The organism is Paenibacillus etheri (assembly GCF_001012825.1).
Lineage (GTDB): Bacteria > Bacillota > Bacilli > Paenibacillales > Paenibacillaceae > Paenibacillus_AQ > Paenibacillus_AQ etheri.
This window is the reverse complement of the sequence record NZ_LCZJ02000015.1, coordinates 36,414-56,824: the sequence shown is the minus strand read 5'-3', so window position 1 is coordinate 56,824 and position 20,411 is coordinate 36,414. Positions and strand designations below refer to the sequence as shown.

Annotated in this window: 23 protein-coding genes and 2 tRNA genes; 3 read left to right on the top strand and 22 right to left on the bottom strand. The window is 45.4% G+C overall.

The genetic code is table 11. The annotated features are described in order from the left end of the window. Positions 1–26: 26 nt before the first annotated feature. From UQ64_RS03270 to UQ64_RS03220, 12 genes are all read right to left on the bottom strand, one after another. Positions 27–212, bottom strand: a complete 186-nt coding sequence (locus UQ64_RS03270; protein ID WP_060622085.1) for a hypothetical protein — start codon at positions 210–212, stop codon at positions 27–29. Beyond that, positions 209–916 carry an MBL fold metallo-hydrolase gene (locus tag UQ64_RS03265; protein ID WP_060622084.1) on the bottom strand — a complete coding sequence of 236 codons (708 nt, stop codon included), beginning with the start codon at positions 914–916 and terminating at the stop codon, positions 209–211. Before UQ64_RS03265 ends, UQ64_RS03270 begins: the two co-directional genes overlap by 4 nt. Then, a complete protein-coding gene (locus tag UQ64_RS03260; RefSeq protein WP_060622083.1) occupies positions 916–1,860 on the bottom strand; it encodes a recombinase RecT in 945 nt (314 codons plus the stop codon). Before UQ64_RS03260 ends, UQ64_RS03265 begins: the two co-directional genes overlap by 1 nt. Further along, positions 1,861–3,849, bottom strand: a complete 1,989-nt coding sequence (locus UQ64_RS03255) for a hypothetical protein (RefSeq protein ID WP_060622082.1) — start codon at positions 3,847–3,849, stop codon at positions 1,861–1,863. It lies immediately after the preceding gene. Further along, positions 3,846–4,106, bottom strand: a complete 261-nt coding sequence (locus tag UQ64_RS03250) for a hypothetical protein (RefSeq protein ID WP_060622081.1) — start codon at positions 4,104–4,106, stop codon at positions 3,846–3,848. Before UQ64_RS03250 ends, UQ64_RS03255 begins: the two co-directional genes overlap by 4 nt. Positions 4,107–4,204: 98 nt before the next feature. Then, positions 4,205–4,441, bottom strand: a complete 237-nt coding sequence (locus UQ64_RS03245; RefSeq protein ID WP_060622080.1) for a hypothetical protein — start codon at positions 4,439–4,441, stop codon at positions 4,205–4,207. Positions 4,442–4,642: 201 nt separating this feature from the next. Beyond that, positions 4,643–4,894: an AbrB/MazE/SpoVT family DNA-binding domain-containing protein gene (locus UQ64_RS03240; RefSeq protein ID WP_060622079.1), complete on the bottom strand. Its 252-nt coding sequence runs from the start codon at positions 4,892–4,894 to the stop codon at positions 4,643–4,645. A 52-nt stretch (positions 4,895–4,946) separates the two neighbouring features. After that, positions 4,947–5,216, bottom strand: a complete 270-nt coding sequence (locus UQ64_RS03235) for a hypothetical protein (protein WP_060622078.1) — start codon at positions 5,214–5,216, stop codon at positions 4,947–4,949. A gap of 9 nt (positions 5,217–5,225) precedes the next feature. Continuing rightward, positions 5,226–5,741, bottom strand: a complete 516-nt coding sequence (locus tag UQ64_RS03230) for a hypothetical protein (protein ID WP_060622077.1) — start codon at positions 5,739–5,741, stop codon at positions 5,226–5,228. 128 nt (positions 5,742–5,869) lie between these two features. Then, on the bottom strand, positions 5,870–6,172 hold the full coding sequence (locus UQ64_RS03225; RefSeq protein ID WP_060622076.1) for a hypothetical protein: 303 nt from the start codon (positions 6,170–6,172) through the stop codon (positions 5,870–5,872). A gap of 12 nt (positions 6,173–6,184) precedes the next feature. Continuing rightward, positions 6,185–6,325, bottom strand: coding sequence for a hypothetical protein (locus UQ64_RS30625; RefSeq protein WP_156417429.1), 141 nt, complete (start codon positions 6,323–6,325; stop codon positions 6,185–6,187). Continuing rightward, on the bottom strand, positions 6,326–6,553 hold the full coding sequence (locus tag UQ64_RS03220) for a helix-turn-helix transcriptional regulator (protein WP_060622075.1): 228 nt from the start codon (positions 6,551–6,553) through the stop codon (positions 6,326–6,328). 47 nt (positions 6,554–6,600) lie between these two features. Between UQ64_RS03220 and UQ64_RS31935 the strand changes: the two genes are divergently transcribed. The 3 genes from UQ64_RS31935 (at position 6,601) to UQ64_RS03200 (ending at position 9,509) form a co-directional block, all read left to right on the top strand. Next, positions 6,601–7,071: a helix-turn-helix domain-containing protein gene (locus UQ64_RS31935; RefSeq protein ID WP_342447564.1), complete on the top strand. Its 471-nt coding sequence runs from the start codon at positions 6,601–6,603 to the stop codon at positions 7,069–7,071. A gap of 339 nt (positions 7,072–7,410) precedes the next feature. Continuing rightward, positions 7,411–8,292, top strand: coding sequence for an ImmA/IrrE family metallo-endopeptidase (locus UQ64_RS03205; RefSeq protein ID WP_060622072.1), 882 nt, complete (start codon positions 7,411–7,413; stop codon positions 8,290–8,292). A 65-nt stretch (positions 8,293–8,357) separates the two neighbouring features. Further along, positions 8,358–9,509, top strand: coding sequence for a tyrosine-type recombinase/integrase (locus UQ64_RS03200; RefSeq protein WP_060622071.1), 1,152 nt, complete (start codon positions 8,358–8,360; stop codon positions 9,507–9,509). A 110-nt stretch (positions 9,510–9,619) separates the two neighbouring features. On the opposite strand, the gene UQ64_RS03195 is transcribed toward UQ64_RS03200, so the two are convergent. The 10 genes from UQ64_RS03195 to UQ64_RS03155 all read right to left on the bottom strand — a co-directional run bounded on the left by UQ64_RS03195 (position 9,620) and on the right by UQ64_RS03155 (position 20,407). Beyond that, positions 9,620–9,693, bottom strand: a tRNA-Ile gene (locus UQ64_RS03195). Positions 9,694–9,737: 44 nt separating this feature from the next. After that, positions 9,738–9,814, bottom strand: a tRNA-Met gene (locus UQ64_RS03190). 82 nt (positions 9,815–9,896) lie between these two features. Next, complete coding sequence (locus tag UQ64_RS31195; protein WP_167348449.1) at positions 9,897–10,061, bottom strand: hypothetical protein; 165 nt, start codon at positions 10,059–10,061, stop codon at positions 9,897–9,899. Between the two features lie 112 nt (positions 10,062–10,173). Further along, on the bottom strand, positions 10,174–11,661 hold the full coding sequence (locus tag UQ64_RS03185) for an ABC transporter substrate-binding protein (RefSeq protein ID WP_060622070.1): 1,488 nt from the start codon (positions 11,659–11,661) through the stop codon (positions 10,174–10,176). A gap of 432 nt (positions 11,662–12,093) precedes the next feature. Beyond that, positions 12,094–12,732: an orotate phosphoribosyltransferase gene (pyrE, locus tag UQ64_RS03180; RefSeq protein ID WP_060622069.1), complete on the bottom strand. Its 639-nt coding sequence runs from the start codon at positions 12,730–12,732 to the stop codon at positions 12,094–12,096. After that, the gene (gene pyrF, locus UQ64_RS03175; protein WP_060622068.1) at positions 12,729–13,475 is read right to left on the bottom strand and encodes an orotidine-5'-phosphate decarboxylase; all 747 of its coding nucleotides are present in this window, start codon (positions 13,473–13,475) and stop codon (positions 12,729–12,731) included. Before pyrF ends, pyrE begins: the two co-directional genes overlap by 4 nt. 109 nt (positions 13,476–13,584) lie before the next feature. Beyond that, entirely contained in the window at positions 13,585–16,812 is a 3,228-nt protein-coding gene (gene carB, locus UQ64_RS03170) for a carbamoyl-phosphate synthase large subunit (protein ID WP_060622067.1), read from the bottom strand. A gap of 1 nt (position 16,813) precedes the next feature. Further along, entirely contained in the window at positions 16,814–17,992 is a 1,179-nt protein-coding gene (gene carA, locus UQ64_RS03165) for a glutamine-hydrolyzing carbamoyl-phosphate synthase small subunit (protein ID WP_042130198.1), read from the bottom strand. Positions 17,993–18,108: 116 nt separating this feature from the next. Further along, entirely contained in the window at positions 18,109–19,392 is a 1,284-nt protein-coding gene (locus tag UQ64_RS03160) for a dihydroorotase (protein WP_060622066.1), read from the bottom strand. A 109-nt stretch (positions 19,393–19,501) separates the two neighbouring features. Further along, complete coding sequence (locus UQ64_RS03155) at positions 19,502–20,407, bottom strand: aspartate carbamoyltransferase catalytic subunit (RefSeq protein WP_060622065.1); 906 nt, start codon at positions 20,405–20,407, stop codon at positions 19,502–19,504. Between the last annotated feature and the right edge of the window lie 4 nt (positions 20,408–20,411).

Here is a 20,411-nt window from a genome sequence, read left to right as displayed (position 1 = left end):
GGAATCCACCGGCACCGCCTCCTTATTTAATGGCCGGGTCTATCATCTTGAAGATAAACAATCGGATATTTCACCCGCTTCACCGTCCAGCCTGGACAAGCTCGAGCGAAGTATTCTCGAGTTTCCCGTTTAAACTCCTCTTGATCTACCTTCATCAACTTCCAGATCCGCTCCCCCATCATGCTCTGCATCATAGGTTTATCGTTGATCATCGATCTGCCACCCTAACAAGAGCTCCGGTAGTCTCCTGAATCTCTCTCTTAAAGCGCTCTGCGTCACTATTACCGTCAGATAGATGCAGTAACCAAATCTCCTCAACATTACGGGTATCATTGGCTTTCAAAAAATCTTTCACATGTTCCAATCCGAAGTGAGAACGAAGCAGCCGTTTCTTTTGGACAGGATGCAAGTGACCTGCAGTCACCCGTTTATTAACGATATCTAAGGAATAATTGCACTCCACCATGATGTGAGTAAGGTCTTTGAATCGATGCCGGCAATAGTAGGTATCAGTCAGGAAGACTAGTTTATCTCCCTCTGTATTCGCTAGCAGGAAGCCTAGTGGCTCCTCCACATCATGCTGAATATCAAACGGTAATATCGTCCAGGAACCAATTGTGAACTGTTCCAGTGCTTTAATGACCTTCAGGCGATGTCCTGACAACCCCCTGGCAGTTGCCGTGCCTGCGCTGGTGTAAATGTTGATACCAGCTCGCATAATGTCAGGAGCAGCCTTGCTATGATCAAGGTGCTCGTGAGTGATGAGGCAACCTGCAATGTCCGACATTCTAAAATTTAGTGCACGCTGTATGGACTTATAAGGAAAACCGGCTTCCAGCAGAAGCACGGTATGCCCGTCAGATATGCGATAGGCGTTACCGGCGCTGCTAGAGCCGAGACATTGGATGTCAATCATCAGAACTGCATCTCTTGTTCAAGAGGAGGGACATCATCAGCAAAATTGTTAAGATCATTACCAGCTTGAGCCTTATTTCTAGTCGGTTGTCGTTTGGTCTCAGTAGTTTTTGACTTCTCTGCTATTGGAGCTTCAGTAGCCTTTTTATCTACTGCTGCTTCCGGTGTGATATCAATAATCTCTCCGTTCGCATGTTCTGCAATCTCTGCTTCCACCTCAGCTTCAGCAATCATTTTATCCTGTGCCTTGAAATGTTTCATGATCAAGCTGCTATCATCGGAGGTATTCATATAAGCCTTGCATGCTCGATTAATGACAGTACGCTTTGCCATCTCACCAGGGAATTCATTATGTGTGCTGTTCTCCTTGTCGGGTCCTTGCTTCGACTTCTTCCATGATTGACGAATCTCACTCATGGTCATAATCTCGGTGTACTCATTACCGTCTTCCCAATAGATCGTGCAGTATGCTCCAATAATCTTGCTATCATCGATGTTTTTAAACGCTGATTTATGCTTAGTGATTTTCTTACGACCGCGAACAATTTCGAATTCAAATTCATCATCCTGGTAGATGTTCTGAGCATCGATGTCAGAAGCTCCTGTAACATTTTTTGTGACTGCCATCGTCCCAAAGTAACTCCGCTGGAATGTGAGCTTTGTACCGTACACGATGAAGTAACCTTGTTTCTTAGCCGGATTCAAACCCTGAACAACCATATCCAGCAATGAGTTCGCTATACTATCCTTCGTGCATGTCTCAAGAGCGGGCTTATAATTCTTATCCTGAACAGTTTGAAGGAGCAGCCATGCGGATTTCATAGCATTCTCCGGACTATAGTTTGCGGGGAAGTGAATTTCCCCGCGTTCCTGAAACTGCCTTACTTTCTCCGCCACCACATCGACGGTGTCGCGTTTTACTAAAGCAAGTTGTGCTGTACTCAATTAAATCGCCTCCTGTATAGCTGCCGTTTCAATCCGTAGCTTCTTATCTGCTTCACTTACTACCAGCCGAATGACCTGGGCATCTGTATCAATCAACCTCGTCACTGCCTCGGCATTATCTACGAAGATCGGAGCCGAAAATCCGTAATGTTCACCTAGCGTATTGATGATATCCAAACCGACATTGATACGAGCCGCATTGTTGAGCCCACCATCATAAGGAACTCCCTTATAAAGCGTGTCGCAGACTTCCTTGATCCCGCCGTTAATTTGATCTTCGAAGAGGCGGAACCGGGCAAGCTTGAATTTGCTGTTGATCTTGGCATCCAGCATGCTGACCTTGGTCTTAGTGAATTCCTCACAGAGGAACAGTTCATGCTGCAGGCGCTCATACTCCGCTGCAAGTTCCTGCTCTTGTTTCTCTAGCTCCATCACCCGCATCTGCGCCCGGCGGACACCATCGAATTTAGCGAGATCGCGTTCCATTTCTTCGATCTCAACACGTTGCCGGCGAATTTCGGAACGGGCTGTCGCAGCAGCATCTTCACCTGAAGTTCTCAATACTTCAATCTGCTGTTTAACTTGAGTAGCTTCGGCAAGCTTACTGGCATATTTCGGATCAGAAGCAGGATCTTTGACGCCTGCACGAAGCACAGTTAGCTGATCATCAGCGGATGCGACCTCAGCCTGCAGGGTTTGGAGGGTACTGGTCAAACCTTCGATTTCTTCCCGTAGCCGAATGATTTCCTGCTCGAATTTTTGAGCTTCTGCCACCGCCGCTTTACCCGAATTATTGATACGCTCCTTACGCTCCGCTAGCCGACGATTAAATTCAGCCTCTGCTTTGTCGTGAGCTGCCTTAATTTGATCTTCTGGAAGTGACTGACCACAGGCCGGGCAATTGGCATCATGACCTTCAGGATGTTCGAAGGTAAGACTCTTCAGCTCAGCAAATTCTGTTCTCAAGCGATCTGCTTCTTGCCGACGATCAGAAACTAAGCGCTCATTCTGCTTGATACGTTGCTCTTTGTCCTCTACTGTACGGCGGTACTTATCCAGCTCGTTATGCATCCGGTTCACTTCATCACGTTTAAGAGCCAACTTATCCAACACATTGGACTGCATAAGACTCTTAATATCGATCAGCTCGCCTTCAATTTCACGAAGCCGCTTTTCCTTAACCGCTACCTCACCACCTGAAAGAATCCGGGAAAGCTCGGCCTCCCCTGATTCCACCCGATTACGTAGGATCGCGATATCTTCCTTGAGGAGCTCTTCATCCAGCTCCGCAACATCCGGCATTTGACGCTGCACTTCACTGATCCGGACTGGCAGCTCCTTGATCTCCTTATTAATCACAGTGCATCGGGAAGAGATAACCTTTTTATGTGACTCAAGGTCGCGATCTCCCAGGATACCTGGTAATGAAGCAAGTTCCTTGTTACCGTGAATGACCTCGGCGTCCGTAAGATCACCGCATACCTCCAGTAATGTCTTTCGGCGCTCTTCTTTCTTTAGCTGTTCATTGAAGTAAGAAGGTGAAGTCAATAGTTTGAATAAATCCTCTTTGATGATGGAATCGACTTCGGCTGTGTACTCTCCCTTTTTCACAGGAACACCATCAAGGAAGTAGTTCGTTTCATGCCCTTCGAAGGCGTCCGTCGCGGAACCACGTTTCTTAGTCCACTTCTCGGAGAAGACACGACGGAAAGTGCGTCGACGTCCATCGATCAGGAAAACTCCCTCGACCTCATGCTCCAACTTGTGCTGAAGAACCTTTCCTGCTCCATCCAACCCCTTAATCTCGAAGTCAGCCTTGTTTTGGCTGTCCTTACCGAACAAGAGCCAGACAAAGCCGTCGAACATAGTGGTCTTCCCAGTAGCATTGTCACCATAGACATCAGCGTCCCCGCCATTAGCGGCGAGGAAAAGTTCTTTAATACCTTTGAAATTACGGAGCATCAGGCGTTCCAAAACGATACGTTTCAAGCGATTCCCTCCTCGATGGCTGCAATGCATTCATCGTGCAGCAGTAATTGTTGGTCAGGTGTTTCTGGATAGCGGATACCATCCAAATAAGTCCGGATTTTGTATTCCAGCTCAGCCAATTGCTCATTGCTAAAATGATGCTGAATGGATTCCCCGCCTTGCTGGATATTTAGAACCGGAGGATTAAAATAGGTCTCCGCATCGATGATGAAGTCAACGGTTTCCTCATGTAAGAGAAATGTGTGCGTTCCACGCATGGATGAACTCCCCCTCTTGTGTAGTCCGCCCCCAGCATGATATAGTGGGGGCAAGAAAATTTGATTTTCAAAGAACTGAGATAGCCCATGCCAGTGGGCTATTTTTCGTTGTCGTGTTCAGCAATTTGCTTGTAATCCACGATTACAGGAGCGTTTTCGACACTGGCTATCATGTGGCCGTCTTCGTCCAGAACGACATACTCAGAATGAACATGGTCCTCATACTCAGAACCAACCTGCTTAATCTCAATTACTTCACTGCTATCAATCTCGGTTCCAACTTCAAATACTCGTGTAGGATTACTAACCACTGTTAACTTTTGAATGATTTGCATAAGCTACCTCCTTTCTATGTATTTGCAAGGTGGGCGAGGGAGTAACTGCACCAATAAAGACGGCCTTTTCAGCTCCCTTGACCTATGTGATCCGCCACCACCTTGGATGCGTCAGCCGCATCTTGGAATCCCGGACGGAGGAAAGGTTATTTCTAAGGTCCGACATTCCAAGACAGGGGCCGAAGCCCGTGCCTGTCCTTCTTAAATCTTTGCTGCTGCTGCCATTTTCTGAATAACTGAGCGGCTGTACAGTTTCCCTTCAAAAGGAACCAAATCTTCCTGGCTACCAGTGATCGCACAGCCGGGCGCATACTTGCGGAAGATGATCTTGTCGTCGTCAACAAAGATCTCTACAGGGTCTTTGATCTCCAAATTCATAGTGCGACGTAATTCAATAGGGATAACTATCCGTCCAAGCTCGTCCAATTTACGTACAATTCCAGTTGATTTCATATTATTAGCCTCCGTAGGATTATTTTTTAGAGTTTATAAATGCACTTGAATCTCAAAGGGTAGCCTTGTGCTTTTCACGCTTCGGGTTTAAAATGGACATCAAGAGATTCTCTAACCGAGATTTCAAACCAAGTGACTGCCCTGCCAGGCGGTCATTTTTCATTTCTACATCAGCGATGCGGATCATATTATTCAGATAGTCTTCAGCATTCTCAATCCTTCCTGGTAGCATCACATCCGGATTCTTCCGGATCATCTGAAGGTTATGCACTGCATGCTGACCCGCTTCTCTTGCCTCAGCAACCAACTGTTTCCTTTCCAAAGCGCTCCCTCATTTCAAATATTTTTTAACTTTCAGCTCAGCTCGATGCTCCTTCCAAGTTCCCAACCAACTAAAGGAATACTCTTTACATAGCACTGCAGCCAGATGAGTCAGGGCCGTGATAGCTTCCACCGTTTCCATAAGCAGTCGCTTTATTTGATGTCGCTCTGCATCCGTTATTTGTTCATTTGTTTTGCTGATTGGTGCTTGTCCCGATGCCACAAGTACTTCCTTCATCTCCTCGACGGTTTTTATTAGGACGCTTGCTCTATGCAGATCAACATTGTCCAGCCAAGGTGAGAAGGCTCCCCCAGAAACATCTGCTACTGCTGCCAAGAAAAGCTGCCCATCATCGTAGTGCTCAACCGCTGCCTTCATGACTGGCCTGGAAGCTTTACGCGTTCCTTTAACGATTTTCCCGATTTGAGAAGCATCGACATTAGCTACTTTTCCAGCAATATGCCGGTTATCACCAGCACGTTTCAATACGTCTTGTAGTGCGGTTCCAAATTGTCCGATTGCCAACTAGATTTCAACTCCTTTGTCCGTTTTATGGGATGCTATCGGACAGAGGCCTGATGTATGATGTTGTTAAGCAATTCCCCTTGCCGAATCCCCCACCCGCCGATGCAGGTACAGCTCGGCGGGTTTCCTCATTCATAACGCTCTGTTTTTAACCAGTGGTACAGATCCGATTTAAGAACAGTTACTGCATCGCCCTTCTTCCTGTTCCGATTCAAATGTGGAAAGGTAGGATGATTGGTAAGCTCTTGAACTTTTGGAGCGCTCATTCTCAGTAGCTTCATAATATGAGCTGGTCGGAGCACTTCCGGATATTCTCCATTCAACCGTAGTTCCGCAAGCTGCATTTCCAATTTTTCATTCTGCTCGGCAAGATCAGCCGCCAGGCGGAGGGCTTCCGCGAAGGTCGCTGGTGTTTTTACAGCCTTAGCCATGACGGTACCTCCTTACTTAACTTTGATTAGCACATAACGAGAATAGCCTTGACCATGCTCTCGGTAATCGAGAAGCCAGCCTTCATTGATCAGCCGGTTAACTTCCTCAGACTTCCTTGTTTCCTTCACTTCACGGATATCTTGAATTTCCAATCAAATCACCTCCTCCTTAATTTGTTCTTTAAAGGAACATTCATCATTAAAAAAATTTTCCCAAGGGAAATTTAATGATTTTCCAATAGCTTTTGCTGCTGGAACTGCTGGTGTTTTAATTCCAGCTTCGATATTTGTATAGTAACTTCGAGAAATCCCAGCTTCGTCAGCTACTTGTTCTTGTGTCTTTCCTAATAATTCACGAAGTTCCTTCAACCAGTTTCGCATGATCAACACCTCCATTGTTCCTATAAGTAACTTTATGAATTGATTATATGTTACTTAAAGAAACATGTCAACATAATTTGATTCTTATAGGAACATTTATTTATTGTTCCTGTAAGGAACGTTATAATAGTTTTATTCTTATAGATGGTGTGGTGTATATGGAAATAGTCGCTAAACGATTAAAGGGTGAGAGAGAAAACCTTAAGAAGTCGGATTCTAAATGGACACAAGAATATGTGGCTGATCTTGTTGGTGTAGCAAGACCTACATATACTGCCTATGAAAACGCAACTAAACTCCCGCCAATAGATACGTTGAGTAGGCTTGCTGACGTATTCGATGTCGATACTGATTATTTAAGTGGTCGGTCAGACATACGTAAAAGACCTGATACAAATATGTCCTTTTTCGGAGGTCCAGAGAATTATACTGAAGACGAGATAGAAGAAATGGAAGCCGCTCTCTTGCGTTACCGAGAAATGAAAAAACGCGCGGCCGAACAAACTCAAAAGAAATAATAAAATCCTCCATCCGATGGAGAATTATAAGGTTGGTAATACGTGTGGTACTCATAATTATTCTTATATTAGCGGTACTTTATAGTAGAAGTTTGAAAAATATAATATCTTTCCTCTTCCTTGGATTTGTAGCTTTGTTTTTGTGGGAATTTGCTTGGTGGGGGAAAATCATTGACATCCTCTTTATCTCTAGCATGTTACTAGTTTTAATATTAGGCTTTATAAGAGGATTTAAAGTTAACGAGAATAAACCTGATAAGGACTGAATTACTTAAGCCAGCAATGGCTTTTCTTTTCACAATAAAACAGAACATATGTACGTAAAACGGGGGCCATTATATGAATTATTCCAACTATTCCAAAACTCCTCTGGAACAATGGATTGAAGAACAATACCGATCAAACGGTGTTTTCACTCCTAATGATCTTGATATAGACAAGATCGCACTGAGTTTCGGGGTAGATATTGTTTATTACGACAAAACAACATTTAGTGAGAATGAAGAAAGAGTCATTTTTATAGACAATCGCAATGATCGTACAGAACAGCGTAAGGTTTTTTTTCATGAGCTTTGTCATGTAATTCGTCACTCTGGTGATCAACGCTGGATGCCAGATTTGTTTCGTGAAGCTCAAGAGATTGACGCTAACCGTTTTGCGTTATACGCCACGATCCCATTCTTTATGCTTGAGCAGATAACACTTCCTATTCACAGGAGTGAAGCCATTAGCTTACTCGCTTTAGAATTCCATGCCTATCCAGAATTAGTAGAATTGCGTCTCAAACAAGTGGAAGATCGAATAAGCGATTCGGAGTTTATATCTACCTTTACATACAACAACCAGATTACGTCCAGTCTTGAAACTACAATCCACGAATCCCCTGTTTCAGGCCTCAGCTACCTTCAGGAGCCCCGTATTCATTCATTGTATGGTCTAGAAGACTTCTCTCGCCCCCAAGCCTTAGTCATTGAGCAGCGTCAGGGTTTCAATTGGAATAAGCCACTGGACCTTAATGTCGAGCGAAACTATAAACTACATAGTTCGTCATTCCACCGTTCTCGACATGATGCTACCGTTCTGCCTGGAGACCTCTCTCTACTTCCGAATCGGAAAGGATATGTGACCATCAACTTATCTCGAGTGGCCTGGCGTCATGGCCAGAGCGTAACACGGTTGATTCTCCCTATGGATGCAATTGATGATGCGATTAACTTCTGAAGTAAGGATTTGAAGGGAGTGATGTAATAAAGGATGGAATAATAAATCCCATGAAGGAGGACATCATGAAAGGGAAAGTTTTTAAAAGAGGAAAGACCTGGACTTATGTTGTTGATCTGCCACCAGATCCAGCAACTGGCCAAAGAAACCAAAAAAAGAAGGGGGGATTCCCTTCACAAAAAGAAGCAGATCGAGCATTGGTTGCACTTCTCGCCAGCGTGCACAAAGGCGACTACGTTCCAGAAAACAATCTGACTATCACAGCCTTTTTCGAGATATGGCTAAAAGAATACGCCCTGCAGAAGTATAAAGCCACGGTTTTCGATGTTGAAGAATCGATTATTAATAGCCGGATTATTCCAGTTATCGGAAGGCAAAAGCTGCAGCAAATAAAACCCCTGACCATCAACAGGTTTTATAATGGGCTACTTGAAAAGTATTCCCCGGATTATGTCCGCCATATCCATGCTATCCTGCGTAAAGCTTTCAGACAGGCTGTGAAGTGGGAGATGATTGCTTCGAACCCCATGGAAAAGGTAGAGGCTCCTAAGCTGCGGCGAAAGGAGATGAAGACCTGGAGTATGGAACAGTGCCTCCACTTTCTTGATACCGCTGAAGGTCACGTTCACTATATTGTTTTTTCCCTGGCCATCCATACAGGCATGCGTAAAGGAGAAGTTCTTGGACTCCGATGGGGAGACATCGATTGGGAAGGCAAGAGCTTGAAGATTCAGCAAACTGTAAACTGGACACCATCTAAAGGAATTATCATTCAAGATACCAAAACATCAAGCTCAGCACGAAGAATACCGATAGGAGATATGCTGATTAGTGATCTAAATGAGCGACTGCAAATTATAGAAAATGACAAGCAAGAAATCGGGGTTGAGAATTACAAAGACCACGACCTGGTTTGCTGCTATGGTAACGGAGAGCCGATCAAACCACGGCGGGTCACGGAGACCTTTGCTTTCTTAACAGAAAAATCGGAACTACCAAAAATTAGGTTTCACGATCTCAGACATTCACACGCATCAATGCTACTGAATAACGGTATCAATGCGAAAATCGGAGCAGAACGTCTCGGACATAGCAGTGTTCAGATCTATCTTGATCGTTATTCCCACCTGCTCCCCGATATGCAGAGAGATGCTGCGGACCTGATAGATACGAAGATGAAAATGAGCAAGAAACCAGAGGATCAAACAACGCCGTGACCAAAATGTGACCATTTCCAATTTTGTCGCTTTTCCAACTCTTCCACTTTTACTTACAAGGGAACCATTAGACAGCAAAAAACCCTTACTAGGTAAGGGTTTTCTCTAAGTGGGCCCTGAGGGACTCGAACCCCCGACCAATCGGTTATGAGCCGACCGCTCTAACCAACTGAGCTAAGGGCCCGGATCTAAAAATATCCGAATGTACAATTGCTGTTGTAAATAAATTGGTTGCGGGGGCAGGATTTGAACCTGCGGCCTTCGGGTTATGAGCCCGACGAGCTACCGGGCTGCTCCACCCCGCGTCAGAAAAAATATTCAAACAGCGACAATAAATAATATACAGTACAAAATGGGTCTACGTCAAGGATGAATTTATAAAAGTTCTCAGGGCAGAAATCTGACCCCGTATTTTCCTTTGCGGGATCGATAAATTTCTACAAAACGTGGGTCATGATAGCCGTATATCCAGCCATCTTGCTCCAATCTTTTAGCCAAACAACCTGCCTGAAATCTGGTTCTGAACAGTTTCGCGAAGTATATCCAATTCATGATGCCCTCTTCTCCTTTTCGAAATTTTATGATACACCGATCTGAACTTATCATGCCCAAGTTCCACAAAATAAGCCACCAGAAAACTGGTGGCTTAGGGCATATTCCAGAGTCATTCACCGATCGAGTCGAAATAGACCGTGGGATCTTTTTCAAGTGTATCCAGCATAGTATTCCCTTGCTTCTCCCAAGCTTTGAGCGCATTCTCGACGGTTTTCTTACCCAGATAAACATCAATGAATAGTTGACGTCCAACATCGCTAATCCGGCTAATCCCAGGCTTCTGCATCTGTAAACTGATCAATGAAGGATCCGTTGCAGGTAATGGCTTGAGCGTATAAAAAGCTTCCAAATTTACAGAAGGGGTCTGAGCGGTAATATAATCCTTACGGGAAGTCAGTTCACTCTTGTTATGGGCTTTAATTTTCGCAACCTCATTACTGTTGACGAACTTGATCAAATCCCAAGCATCTTCCTTATTAGTAGCCGTAGAACTAATAGCCATCATATTACCAAGCCACGTTCCAATGGCAACATCCGGTTTTTCCTGAAAGGTAGGTACAGTAACCACGCCCCATTTGATGGGACTGTAATTTTTGATCTTAGCAGCATTACGGGCCACTCCCGCCAGTTCATTGAGATAACCGTATTCTCCAACGACCATTGCAGCTTTTCCTGTGAGGAACAGGTCGCCTTGGATTGGACTGTAGGCATTCCCTTCTGTTCCTGTAAAATCCAACCCATTTAACTCAGGTACAATTTGTTTCTTAACTAACTGGCTGTAAGTAGTCCAAGCCTGATTCCACTGTGTAGTATTTACAGTCATATGCTGACCCTTATTATCATACATCGTAAGCTCTAGCGGTGCGATATAGCTCTGCATATCCCAGAATGGATCACTTAAGTAACGGTTCATCGAGAACCCGTATATCCGAGTTTCTTTATTAGATGATTTCTTCGTCACCTTACCTGCCAGCGTAAACAGTTCATTCCAAGTCATCTTGTCTGTTGGGTAACCCACACCAGCAGCATCAAAGATTCCCTTGTTATAAAAAAGTGCACTAGACGAGAAGGTTGGCGCCAACGCAAAAAGACTTCCTCTACCCAGTTCACGAACTCCATTTAGCATTGTAGGCGCCATATTGCTTAAATCATACTGATCACGCGCTATAAGCGGCTCCAACGATTGGACAAGATTATGATCCACCAAACTCTTCACTAATGCGCTATCACCGATGATCACATCAACAGGCTTATCCCCGCCCATGATCGCTCGGATATTTTCTAAATTGTCAGAGCTTGCGTCTGAAGAGGTGTTATTATAACGAAGTTCATTCGTATCTATAGCCGGAATAATCTCCAATTTGATTTCAGGATGCTGCAATTCATACATATCCGTAAACTGCTGACGAAAAAACGAATCGTCCTCCCCAGACCATAAACTCCCAATACGCAATACACGCTGCTCTACTGAAGCCTTAGAAGGCTCAGCCCAAGCCGTATTCCACCCATCTGAGATTAGTGGTAGGAACAGCGCAGCACACACCCCAAAGCTTAACCAGCGGCGCCACAGCCGTTTATTGTTGTTTATATGATTCATTATTGTATCCTCCCATAAAATACTTGATTCTTCTACATCCTATGGATAAATAATCCATAATCCTAGTAACAGTATAAAGCTTTAATCAAGAAGGGAAGTTACAGGACGTTTAAAGTTATACTACGATTTCTTCATATTATTCTTATAAAAATGTTACTAGGAGCTTTCTAAAGATACGAGGCTGATTATAATTGCACAAAGTGCAACTATAGTGCCGATTCCTCTAAGGAAAGTTAGTTTAAGTGTACGAAATACAACTATTCGTGTCTTGCATGACAGAGGGTCACAGTTAAGTTACCGAGTGTCAGTGCGTAGAGCAGAGCAACAGGGTATAGAACAATTCTCTTTTTAATCGCACTCTGTGCAGAAAAAAATAAAAGCCCCTCACTAAAAAGTGAGAGGCTCGCCTAAACTAGGCTAATGTATATAAGATTAAACTCCAAATGATGACGGATCTTTTCTCCAAGACTTCAGTACTTCTACGTCCGTCGATTCAATTTTGCCTTGTGCAAGAGCCACATCAATCAATGTGCTGTAGTTGGACAAGCTTTGTAATGGCATTTCAGCTGCAGCAAAAGCATCCACCGCACGGTCCAGCTCATAGCTGAAGATTGCGAGTACAGCCAGCACTTCTGCGCCAGCTTCTTGCACGGCCTGAGCCGCTTTGATGGAGCTTCCACCTGTGGAGATCAAGTCTTCAATAACAACAACCTTTTGTCCCGGCTTAATCAGTCCTTCGATCTGATTCTGCTTGCCGTGGCCTTTAGCTTTATCACGGATATAAGCCATAGGCAGATTGAGCTTATCTGCTACCCAAGCCGCGTGTGGAATACCTGCAGTTGCTGTACCTGCGATCACTTCAGCGTCCGGATACTCACTCTTAATAAGCTGAGCGAAGGCATTTGCAATATAGTTACGAACCTCTGGGTAAGCCATAGTCAGACGGTTGTCGCAATAGATCGGCGATTTAATGCCGGAGGTCCATGTAAAAGGCTCCTGTGGACGCAGTGCTACTGCTCCAATCTCCAGCAAATAACTTGCTACTTGTTCACTTCTATTTAATGAGCTCATGCTAGGGTCATCTCCTCAATAATATTTAGTGCTGCTTGACGCGGATCCGGCGAAGCAGTAATCGGCCGTCCTACAACAAGGTAGTGACTACCCTGACGAATAGCTTTTCCGGGTGTCATAACCCGGGACTGGTCGTCCAAGGAAGCACCTGCAGGCCGGATACCCGGTGTAACCGTGCAAAATGCTGGGCCGCAAGCTTCTGCGATAGCTGCAGACTCTTGTGGTGAAGCCACTACGCCATCTAGACCTGCATCTGCTGCCAGCTTGGCGTATCTTACCACAGTATCCGCTACCTCACCTGCGATTCCAATTTCGTTATTCATCACTTCTTGACTCGTACTCGTTAGCTGGGTAACTGCAATAATCAAAGGCATCTTGAGGGCTGCATTTGCACTAACTGCTGAAGCCGCACCTTCGCGAGCTGCAGCCATCATTGCTGAGCCCCCCGCCGCATGTACGTTAAACATATCAGAACCAAGATTAGTGAGACTTTGTGCGCCACCTTTTACTGTGTTAGGAATATCATGCATTTTCACGTCAACGAACACAGAATAACCACGAGATTTCAGCTCTTGAATAAATTCCGGTCCTGCCGCATAGAACAGCTGCATGCCTACCTTCATATAGCAAGGAATTCCTTCCAGCTTGTCGATCAAGGCTCTTGCACCAGTAACATCAGGATAATCCAAAGCGATCATCAGTCGATTCGCCATTTCTTTCCACTCTACATCTCCAACTCCCATAACCATGCTCCTATCCAGTGCAGACTAATCCACACCCTATATTTGTTAGACCCTAGGCATAGCGGAGCGGTCTGCGTAAACGCAAACCGCCCTATGCATCTTTATGAGATTAGTTCAATTGTCCGACAAAAGCAGGCATGGACTGTGACGAGAAGTTGATCGTCTGCAGCATTCTGAGCAAAGCCGTCACTGTATCCAGTGAAGTCATACATACGACGCCATTCTCAACCGCTTCACGGCGGATACGGAATCCGTCACGTTCTGGCGTTTTGCCTTTAGTCAGTGTATTAAAGACGAAGTTAGCTTGCCCACCACGAATCAAGTCGAGAATGTTTGGCGCACCTTCATCCAGCTTATTTACATTCATTACGTTGAGGCCTGCTTCTTCAAGCGCTTGTGCCGTGCCTCCAGTAGCAATGATTTTGTAACCCATGGAGTGGAAGCCTTTCATAAGTTCTACAGCTTCTGCTTTATCTTTATCTGCCACCGTAACGATGATAGCGCCTGTAGCTGGAATTTTCATCCCTGCTCCGATCAGACCTTTGTATAAAGCTTTTGCGTACAACTTATCACGCCCCATAACTTCACCGGTCGATTTCATTTCAGGTCCGAGTGTAGGTTCTACTCTGCGCAGTTTGGCAAAAGAGAACACTGGCACTTTAACCGATACATAATCGCTTTCCGGCCACAAACCTTCTGTATAACCGTCATCCTTCAGCTTGCTTCCGAGAATGATTTTGGTTGCCAAATGCGCCATTGGAATTCCTGTCACCTTACTTAGGAAAGGAACCGTACGTGAGGAGCGTGGATTTACTTCGATTACGTACACTTCGTTCTGATAGATAACAAACTGGATGTTTACCAATCCAATGGTCTTTAGTTCCTTAGCGATCTTGATCGTGATTTCAGCGATTTTCTCTTTTAGACCTTCATCCAGATATTGCGGAGGATATACAGCGATGGAGTCACCGGAGTGAACACCTGCGCGCTCGACATGTTCCATGATACCTGGAATAACTACTGTCTCACCATCACAAATCGCATCTACCTCAACCTCTTTACCTAGCATGTAACGGTCAATCAATACCGGATGCTCTGGATTCACCTTCACCGCTTCTACCATGTAGCTGAGCAGCTCAGTATCGTTATATACAATCTCCATTGCACGTCCGCCTAGTACGTAGGAAGGACGAACAAGCACCGGATATCCAAGGGACTGTGCAGTTTCTACAGCCTGATCCACGTCGGTAACCGTCTTACCTTTTGGTTGAGCGATATCAAGACGTGCCAGCAAAGCTTCGAATTTCTTACGGTTCTCAGCTTCATCAATGCTGTCTAGACTAGTTCCAAGAATCTTCACACCAGCAGCACTTAGCGGTGCCGCAAGGTTAATCGCTGTCTGACCACCGAATTGAACGATAACCCCAATCGGATTCTCTTGCGCAATTACGTTCATAACATCTTCGAAGAATAAAGGCTCAAAATACAACCGGTCCGAAGTATTAAAGTCTGTAGATACCGTCTCAGGGTTATTGTTAATGATAACCGCTTCATATCCAGCCTTCTGAATAGCCCATACCGCATGCACTGTGGAGTAATCGAACTCAATCCCTTGACCGATCCGGATTGGCCCAGATCCCAGCACGATAACCTTTTGCTTATCAGATTGAATAACTTCATTCTCAGTCTCATAAGTCGAGTAGTAGTACGGTGTAGTGGCTTCGAACTCAGCCGCACAAGTATCTACCATTTTGAACACAGGTGTTAAACCTTGCTCCAAACGTAGCGCACGCACATCAGCTTCTTTAGTAAACTTGCCGTCCGCTTGCCCTTCTGCACGAATCTCAGCAATCGCACGGTCTGTAAAACCTCTGCGTTTCGCTTGGTATAAAGTTTCCGCAGACAAAGTTTCTTCGCCGCGAATAACCTCTTCAAAGTTAATCAAACCTTCAATTTTAGAGAGGAACCACCAGTCCACGTTCGTAATATCCTGGATGTCCTGCAAACCGTAACCACGACGGAAAGCTTCAGCAATCAGGAACAGACGCTCATCGTCAGGCTTTGCAAGACGTTCACGCAGCACGCCCTCTTCCAGTGTCTCTGCCCCTGGCAGACGGAAACGATGGACACCAATTTCCAAGGAACGAATCGCTTTATGAATCGACTCTTCAAAAGTACGGCCGATCGCCATTACTTCGCCTGTCGCTTTCATTTGCGTACCCAGCTTACGGTTCGCATGAATGAACTTGTCGAACGGCCAGCGTGGAATTTTACTTACAATATAGTCAAGTGTAGGCTCAAAGCATGCATAGGTCTGTCCGGTAACCGGATTGACGATTTCATCCAGCGTGTAACCCATCGCGATTTTGGCAGCCATTTTGGCAATTGGATATCCAGTTGCTTTGGAAGCCAAAGCCGAGGAACGGCTAACCCGCGGGTTTACTTCGATTACATAGTATTGATAACTTCGTGGATCAAGTGCGAACTGTACGTTACATCCACCCTCAATATTCAGGGCGCGAATGATTTTGAGCGAAGCAGTACGCAGCATTTGGTATTCGCGATCTGACAACGTCTGGCTGGGTGCTACAACAATACTGTCACCTGTATGTACGCCTACAGGATCAAAGTTTTCCATGTTGCAGACAACGATACAGTTGTCATTGGCATCACGCATAACCTCGTATTCAACTTCCTTCATGCCGGCAATACTCTTCTCAACCAGACATTGTCCGATTGGGCTATAACGAATACCTGCTTTTACGGTTTCACGCAGTTCTTCTTCGTTATCGCAGATCCCGCCGCCGGTGCCGCCAAGTGTATAGGCTGGACGTACAATCAGAGGGAAACCAATTTCCTCAGCGAATTTCATCGCTTCATCTACAGTGGTGATAATGGTGCTATCAGGTACAGGTTGTTCCAATTCACGCATTAGATCACGGAACAAATCGCGATCTTCTGCTTTCTCGATGGAATCCAGCTGTGTACCAAGAAGCTTAACATTCTCTTGCTCAAGTACACCTGCACGAGCTAATTCTACAGCCATGTTCAGGCCGGTCTGACCGCCCAGTGTTGGAAGCAATCCATCTGGACGCTCCTGGCGAATAATCGCAGTCACGAATTCAAGTGTAATAGGCTCGATGTACACTTTATCTGCAATATTTGTATCTGTCATAATTGTTGCTGGATTGCTGTTAATCAGTACGACTTCTACGCCTTCTTCTTTAAGGGCTTGGCAAGCCTGAGTTCCTGCGTAGTCAAACTCTGCTGCTTGACCGATGACGATCGGTCCGGAACCAATCACGAGTATTTTTTTAAGCTTATCATTCTTTGGCATGTTATAGAGCTCCTTTCACGGCTTCAAGCTGTAGGTTCGTTTTTGGCGCCGTGATTCTGGCGTTTGCCGCAAGTTGTGCCTGACGCGATACAACAGGTGTCTTTGCTTTATGATCAGCAATCATTTGCAGGAAGCGATCGAACAAGTAGCTGCTGTCATGTGGTCCTGGCGCCGCTTCTGGATGATATTGCACCGAAAATGCTGGGTAACGAGTATGTTTAATTCCTTCAACAGTCTTATCATTATTATTAATGTGAGTAACTTCTAGTTCAGTGTTCTTCACAGATTCCTCATTCACGGTATAACCATGGTTCTGGGAAGTGATGAAGCAGCGTCCGCTTTCCAGTTCCTTCACAGGGTGATTCCCACCGCGGTGACCGAATTTCAGCTTCTCTGTATCTGCTCCACAAGCCAGCGCAAACAACTGATGACCTAGGCAGATACCGAAGATCGGATATTCGCCAAGCAATTCGGAAATCGTCTTGACAGCGTGAGGCACATCTTTCGGGTCCCCAGGGCCGTTGGAAAGTAGAATACCATCTGGGTTCAGACGGCGAACTTCTTCCGCTTTAACATCATGTGGCACAACAACCACATCACAACCACGGTCGTTAAGCTCACGTAGAATACCAGCCTTCGCACCATAATCCACAAGCACAATTCTTTCTTTGTTGCCGGGGCTGCTGTACGAACTTGCAGTTGATGTACGGGCTACCTGATTGCGCAATTCCTCAATCGTAGTATTTCCCATCATTTCCATCAGTTCCTCTACACGTTTGTTAGAGGTGGTCAGGATTGCTTTCATTGTTCCGTAGTGGCGAATAATCCGAGTCAACATCCGAGTATCAATCTCGCTGATCCCTGGAATATCGTATTCTTTCAACAAGTCGTCCACACTATATTCAGCACGCCAGTTACTAGGTACTTCTTCATGACGACGCACTACAAAGCCGTGTACGAAAGGTCTAACCGATTCAAAGTCATCCCGAGTAATCCCGTAGTTCCCGATCAGTGGGTAAGTCATTGTAACGATTTGTCCGCAATATGAAGGGTCAGACAGCACCTCTTGATATCCTGTAATTCCTGTATTAAAAACAACCTCGCCTGTCTTTTCGCCCTCAGCGCCAAATGCGGTACCTGTAAATAAAGTTCCGTCTTGCAGCAGCAATCTCGCCTGCATTCCATTCCACTCCTTCATGTTTCTGTAGTCTAATGCTTATGCCTTGCAAGCCTTCCGGAGTGAACGTGTACACAATCGCTATCCGTAAAGATCAGCAACTCCGCCCCACCAGTCTGCTAGTTTTTCTCAGTCCATACCGCTTTACCGTCTACCCATGTCATTACTGGCCAGCCCTTAAGCTTCCAGCCACCAAAAGGAGTATTCCGTCCTTTACTTGCAAAAGAACCTGGGTCTACTTCTTTTTCTTGCTCCAGATCAATCAATGTCAAATCTGCAGGAGCTCCGATATCCATCACACCGGTGTTCAGTCTGAATACCCGTGCAGGATCAGCGGTCATTCTTTGTACTAGTAAGGATAAATCCCATTTTCCGGTTGCTACAAACGCTGTGTATAGTAGTGGAAAAGCTGTTTCGAATCCAACGATACCAAAAGGTGCAAGTTGCATGCCTTTAGCTTTCTCTTCCTCACTATGAGGCGCATGATCCGTAACAATCATATCCAGTGTGCCATCAAGCAAACCTTCGATACACGCCTTAACATCGCGGCGGGAGCGTAGCGGCGGGTTCATTTTCCAATTCGCATCAAGGCCTGGAATATCTTCTTCAGAGAGCAGTAAGTGATGCGGACACACCTCAGCAGTTACTTTAATCCCGATCTCTTTCGCTTGGCGAATCAGTCGCACCGATTGTTCAGTACTTACATGGCATACATGGTAATGAACGCCTGTCGCTTCAGCCAGCAAAATATCGCGTCCAACATGGATCGCTTCCGACTCATTTGGAATTCCTTTCAGGCCATGCTTTCTTGCGAACTCACCTTCGGCTACACAGCAGCCTTCAACCAGTGAATTATCCTCGCAGTGAGCGATGACTGGCATATCCAGTGCTGCGGCGATGTTCATTGCATCTTTCATCATTTGGGCACTTTGCACGCCCACGCCGTCATCGGTATAACCAATAGCTCCAGCTTCTTTAAGCGCCGCAAAATCAGTCAGCTCACGTCCGAGCTCATTTTTCGTAATGGCTGCATAAGGAAGTACTTTAACTAGTCCTGCTTCACGTGCTTTGTCTTTCACAAATTGCACGATTTCCGGCGTATCTGTTACTGGACGGGTATTAGGCATACAAGCGATGGTTGTAAATCCGCCTTTGGCAGCCGAGCGACTTCCGGTTTCCACTGTTTCCTTGTGTTCAAATCCCGGTTCGCGTAAGTGCACATGCATATCAATGAGTCCCGGAATGAGCAGCTTGCCTTCAGCATCAATGATCTCCCCAGCTTCTGGAGCAGCTTCATTTCCATCGATTAAGGCCGAGATAACACCTTCTTCAAGTACAATATGTTTCCGCTCTAACAAGCCTTCCTGATTCAATACGCTGGCGTTTCTAATTATCACTGTCATGATTCTACCTTTACCCTCAGATCCCGGCTGCGGGCCCTCTCATTATTATATAATAAAAATTCATGTTTGTGTATATTTATTAGTTCCTATACATCATCATTCTTTTAATTTATTGTAAAGCTCTTTCTAGAACTGCCATCCGAACCGGTACCCCATTAGACATTTGCGGGAAAATCCTTGATTGACTGCACTCTACAACCGCATCATCAATCTCGACATTCCGGTTAACCGGAGCTGGATGCATAATGATTGTATCTTTTGCGAGCTTAGCTGCGCGTTCTTCCGTTAAACCGTACTGTCTACGGTAATCTTCCGCAGAAAGTATGATACCAGAAGCATGGCGTTCCAGCTGCACACGAAGCATCATGACCACATCTGCTTTAAGAGCTTCCTCAATGGTTACATAAGGTGCGTATTCCATAAGCTCAGGAGCCTTCATATTCTCCGGCGCGCAGAATTGCACTTTAGCTCCCAGCTTTGTAAGTCCCCACAGATTGGAGCGTGCTACCCGGCTATGCATGATATCCCCGATAATAGAAACCGTGAGACCCTTTAAATCTCCAAACGTTTTGGTCATGGTGTAAAGGTCAAGCAGCGCTTGCGTTGGATGTTCATTGTTGCCGTCGCCCGCATTTATAAGCGGTATGGACACCTTCTCAGCTAACTGCTGCAGCACACCTGCAGGCTTCAAACGCACAACTCCGGCATCGATCCCCATCGATTCCAGTGTGCGTACTGTATCGTAGATCGACTCCCCTTTTTCTACACTAGAAGCTGCAGCCGTAAAATTAAGCACTTGTGCACCCAGTCGTTTCTCTGCCATTTCAAAAGAGAAGCGTGTGCGTGTGCTGTTCTCGAAGAACATGTTAGAAATAAAATGCGAGTTCAAAATGGGAGTTAGCTTCTCACTTTGATTGTCCCAGTATGCAGTTCTGTCCAGCAGCCCAGTGATTTCCGACCGATCAAGCTCTTTTATTCCCAGCAGACTACGTTCCTTTACCTTGGTAAGTGTCATGATG

Excerpts from the sequence above, each read along its gene's own strand:
- carA (WP_042130198.1), bottom strand. The coding sequence starts at position 17,992 with ATGCAGGCGAGATTGCTGCTGCAAGACGGAACTTTATTTACAGGTACC.
- UQ64_RS03220 (WP_060622075.1), bottom strand. The coding sequence starts at position 6,553 with ATGCGAAACTGGTTGAAGGAACTTCGTGAATTATTAGGAAAGACACAA.
- pyrE (WP_060622069.1), bottom strand. The coding sequence starts at position 12,732 with ATGAGCTCATTAAATAGAAGTGAACAAGTAGCAAGTTATTTGCTGGAG.
- UQ64_RS03250 (WP_060622081.1), bottom strand. The coding sequence starts at position 4,106 with ATGCGTGGAACGCACACATTTCTCTTACATGAGGAAACCGTTGACTTC.
- UQ64_RS03200 (WP_060622071.1), top strand. The coding sequence starts at position 8,358 with ATGAAAGGGAAAGTTTTTAAAAGAGGAAAGACCTGGACTTATGTTGTT.
- UQ64_RS31935 (WP_342447564.1), top strand. The coding sequence starts at position 6,601 with ATGTTACTTAAAGAAACATGTCAACATAATTTGATTCTTATAGGAACA.
- UQ64_RS03245 (WP_060622080.1), bottom strand. The coding sequence starts at position 4,441 with ATGCAAATCATTCAAAAGTTAACAGTGGTTAGTAATCCTACACGAGTA.
- UQ64_RS03160 (WP_060622066.1), bottom strand. The coding sequence starts at position 19,392 with ATGACAGTGATAATTAGAAACGCCAGCGTATTGAATCAGGAAGGCTTG.
- UQ64_RS03270 (WP_060622085.1), bottom strand. The coding sequence starts at position 212 with ATGATCAACGATAAACCTATGATGCAGAGCATGATGGGGGAGCGGATC.
- pyrF (WP_060622068.1), bottom strand. The coding sequence starts at position 13,475 with ATGGGAGTTGGAGATGTAGAGTGGAAAGAAATGGCGAATCGACTGATG.
- UQ64_RS03205 (WP_060622072.1), top strand. The coding sequence starts at position 7,411 with ATGAATTATTCCAACTATTCCAAAACTCCTCTGGAACAATGGATTGAA.
- UQ64_RS03240 (WP_060622079.1), bottom strand. The coding sequence starts at position 4,894 with ATGAAATCAACTGGAATTGTACGTAAATTGGACGAGCTTGGACGGATA.
- UQ64_RS31195 (WP_167348449.1), bottom strand. The coding sequence starts at position 10,061 with ATGAATTGGATATACTTCGCGAAACTGTTCAGAACCAGATTTCAGGCA.
- UQ64_RS03225 (WP_060622076.1), bottom strand. The coding sequence starts at position 6,172 with ATGGCTAAGGCTGTAAAAACACCAGCGACCTTCGCGGAAGCCCTCCGC.
- UQ64_RS03185 (WP_060622070.1), bottom strand. The coding sequence starts at position 11,661 with ATGAATCATATAAACAACAATAAACGGCTGTGGCGCCGCTGGTTAAGC.
- UQ64_RS03265 (WP_060622084.1), bottom strand. The coding sequence starts at position 916 with ATGATTGACATCCAATGTCTCGGCTCTAGCAGCGCCGGTAACGCCTAT.
- UQ64_RS03155 (WP_060622065.1), bottom strand. The coding sequence starts at position 20,407 with ATGACACTTACCAAGGTAAAGGAACGTAGTCTGCTGGGAATAAAAGAG.
- carB (WP_060622067.1), bottom strand. The coding sequence starts at position 16,812 with ATGCCAAAGAATGATAAGCTTAAAAAAATACTCGTGATTGGTTCCGGA.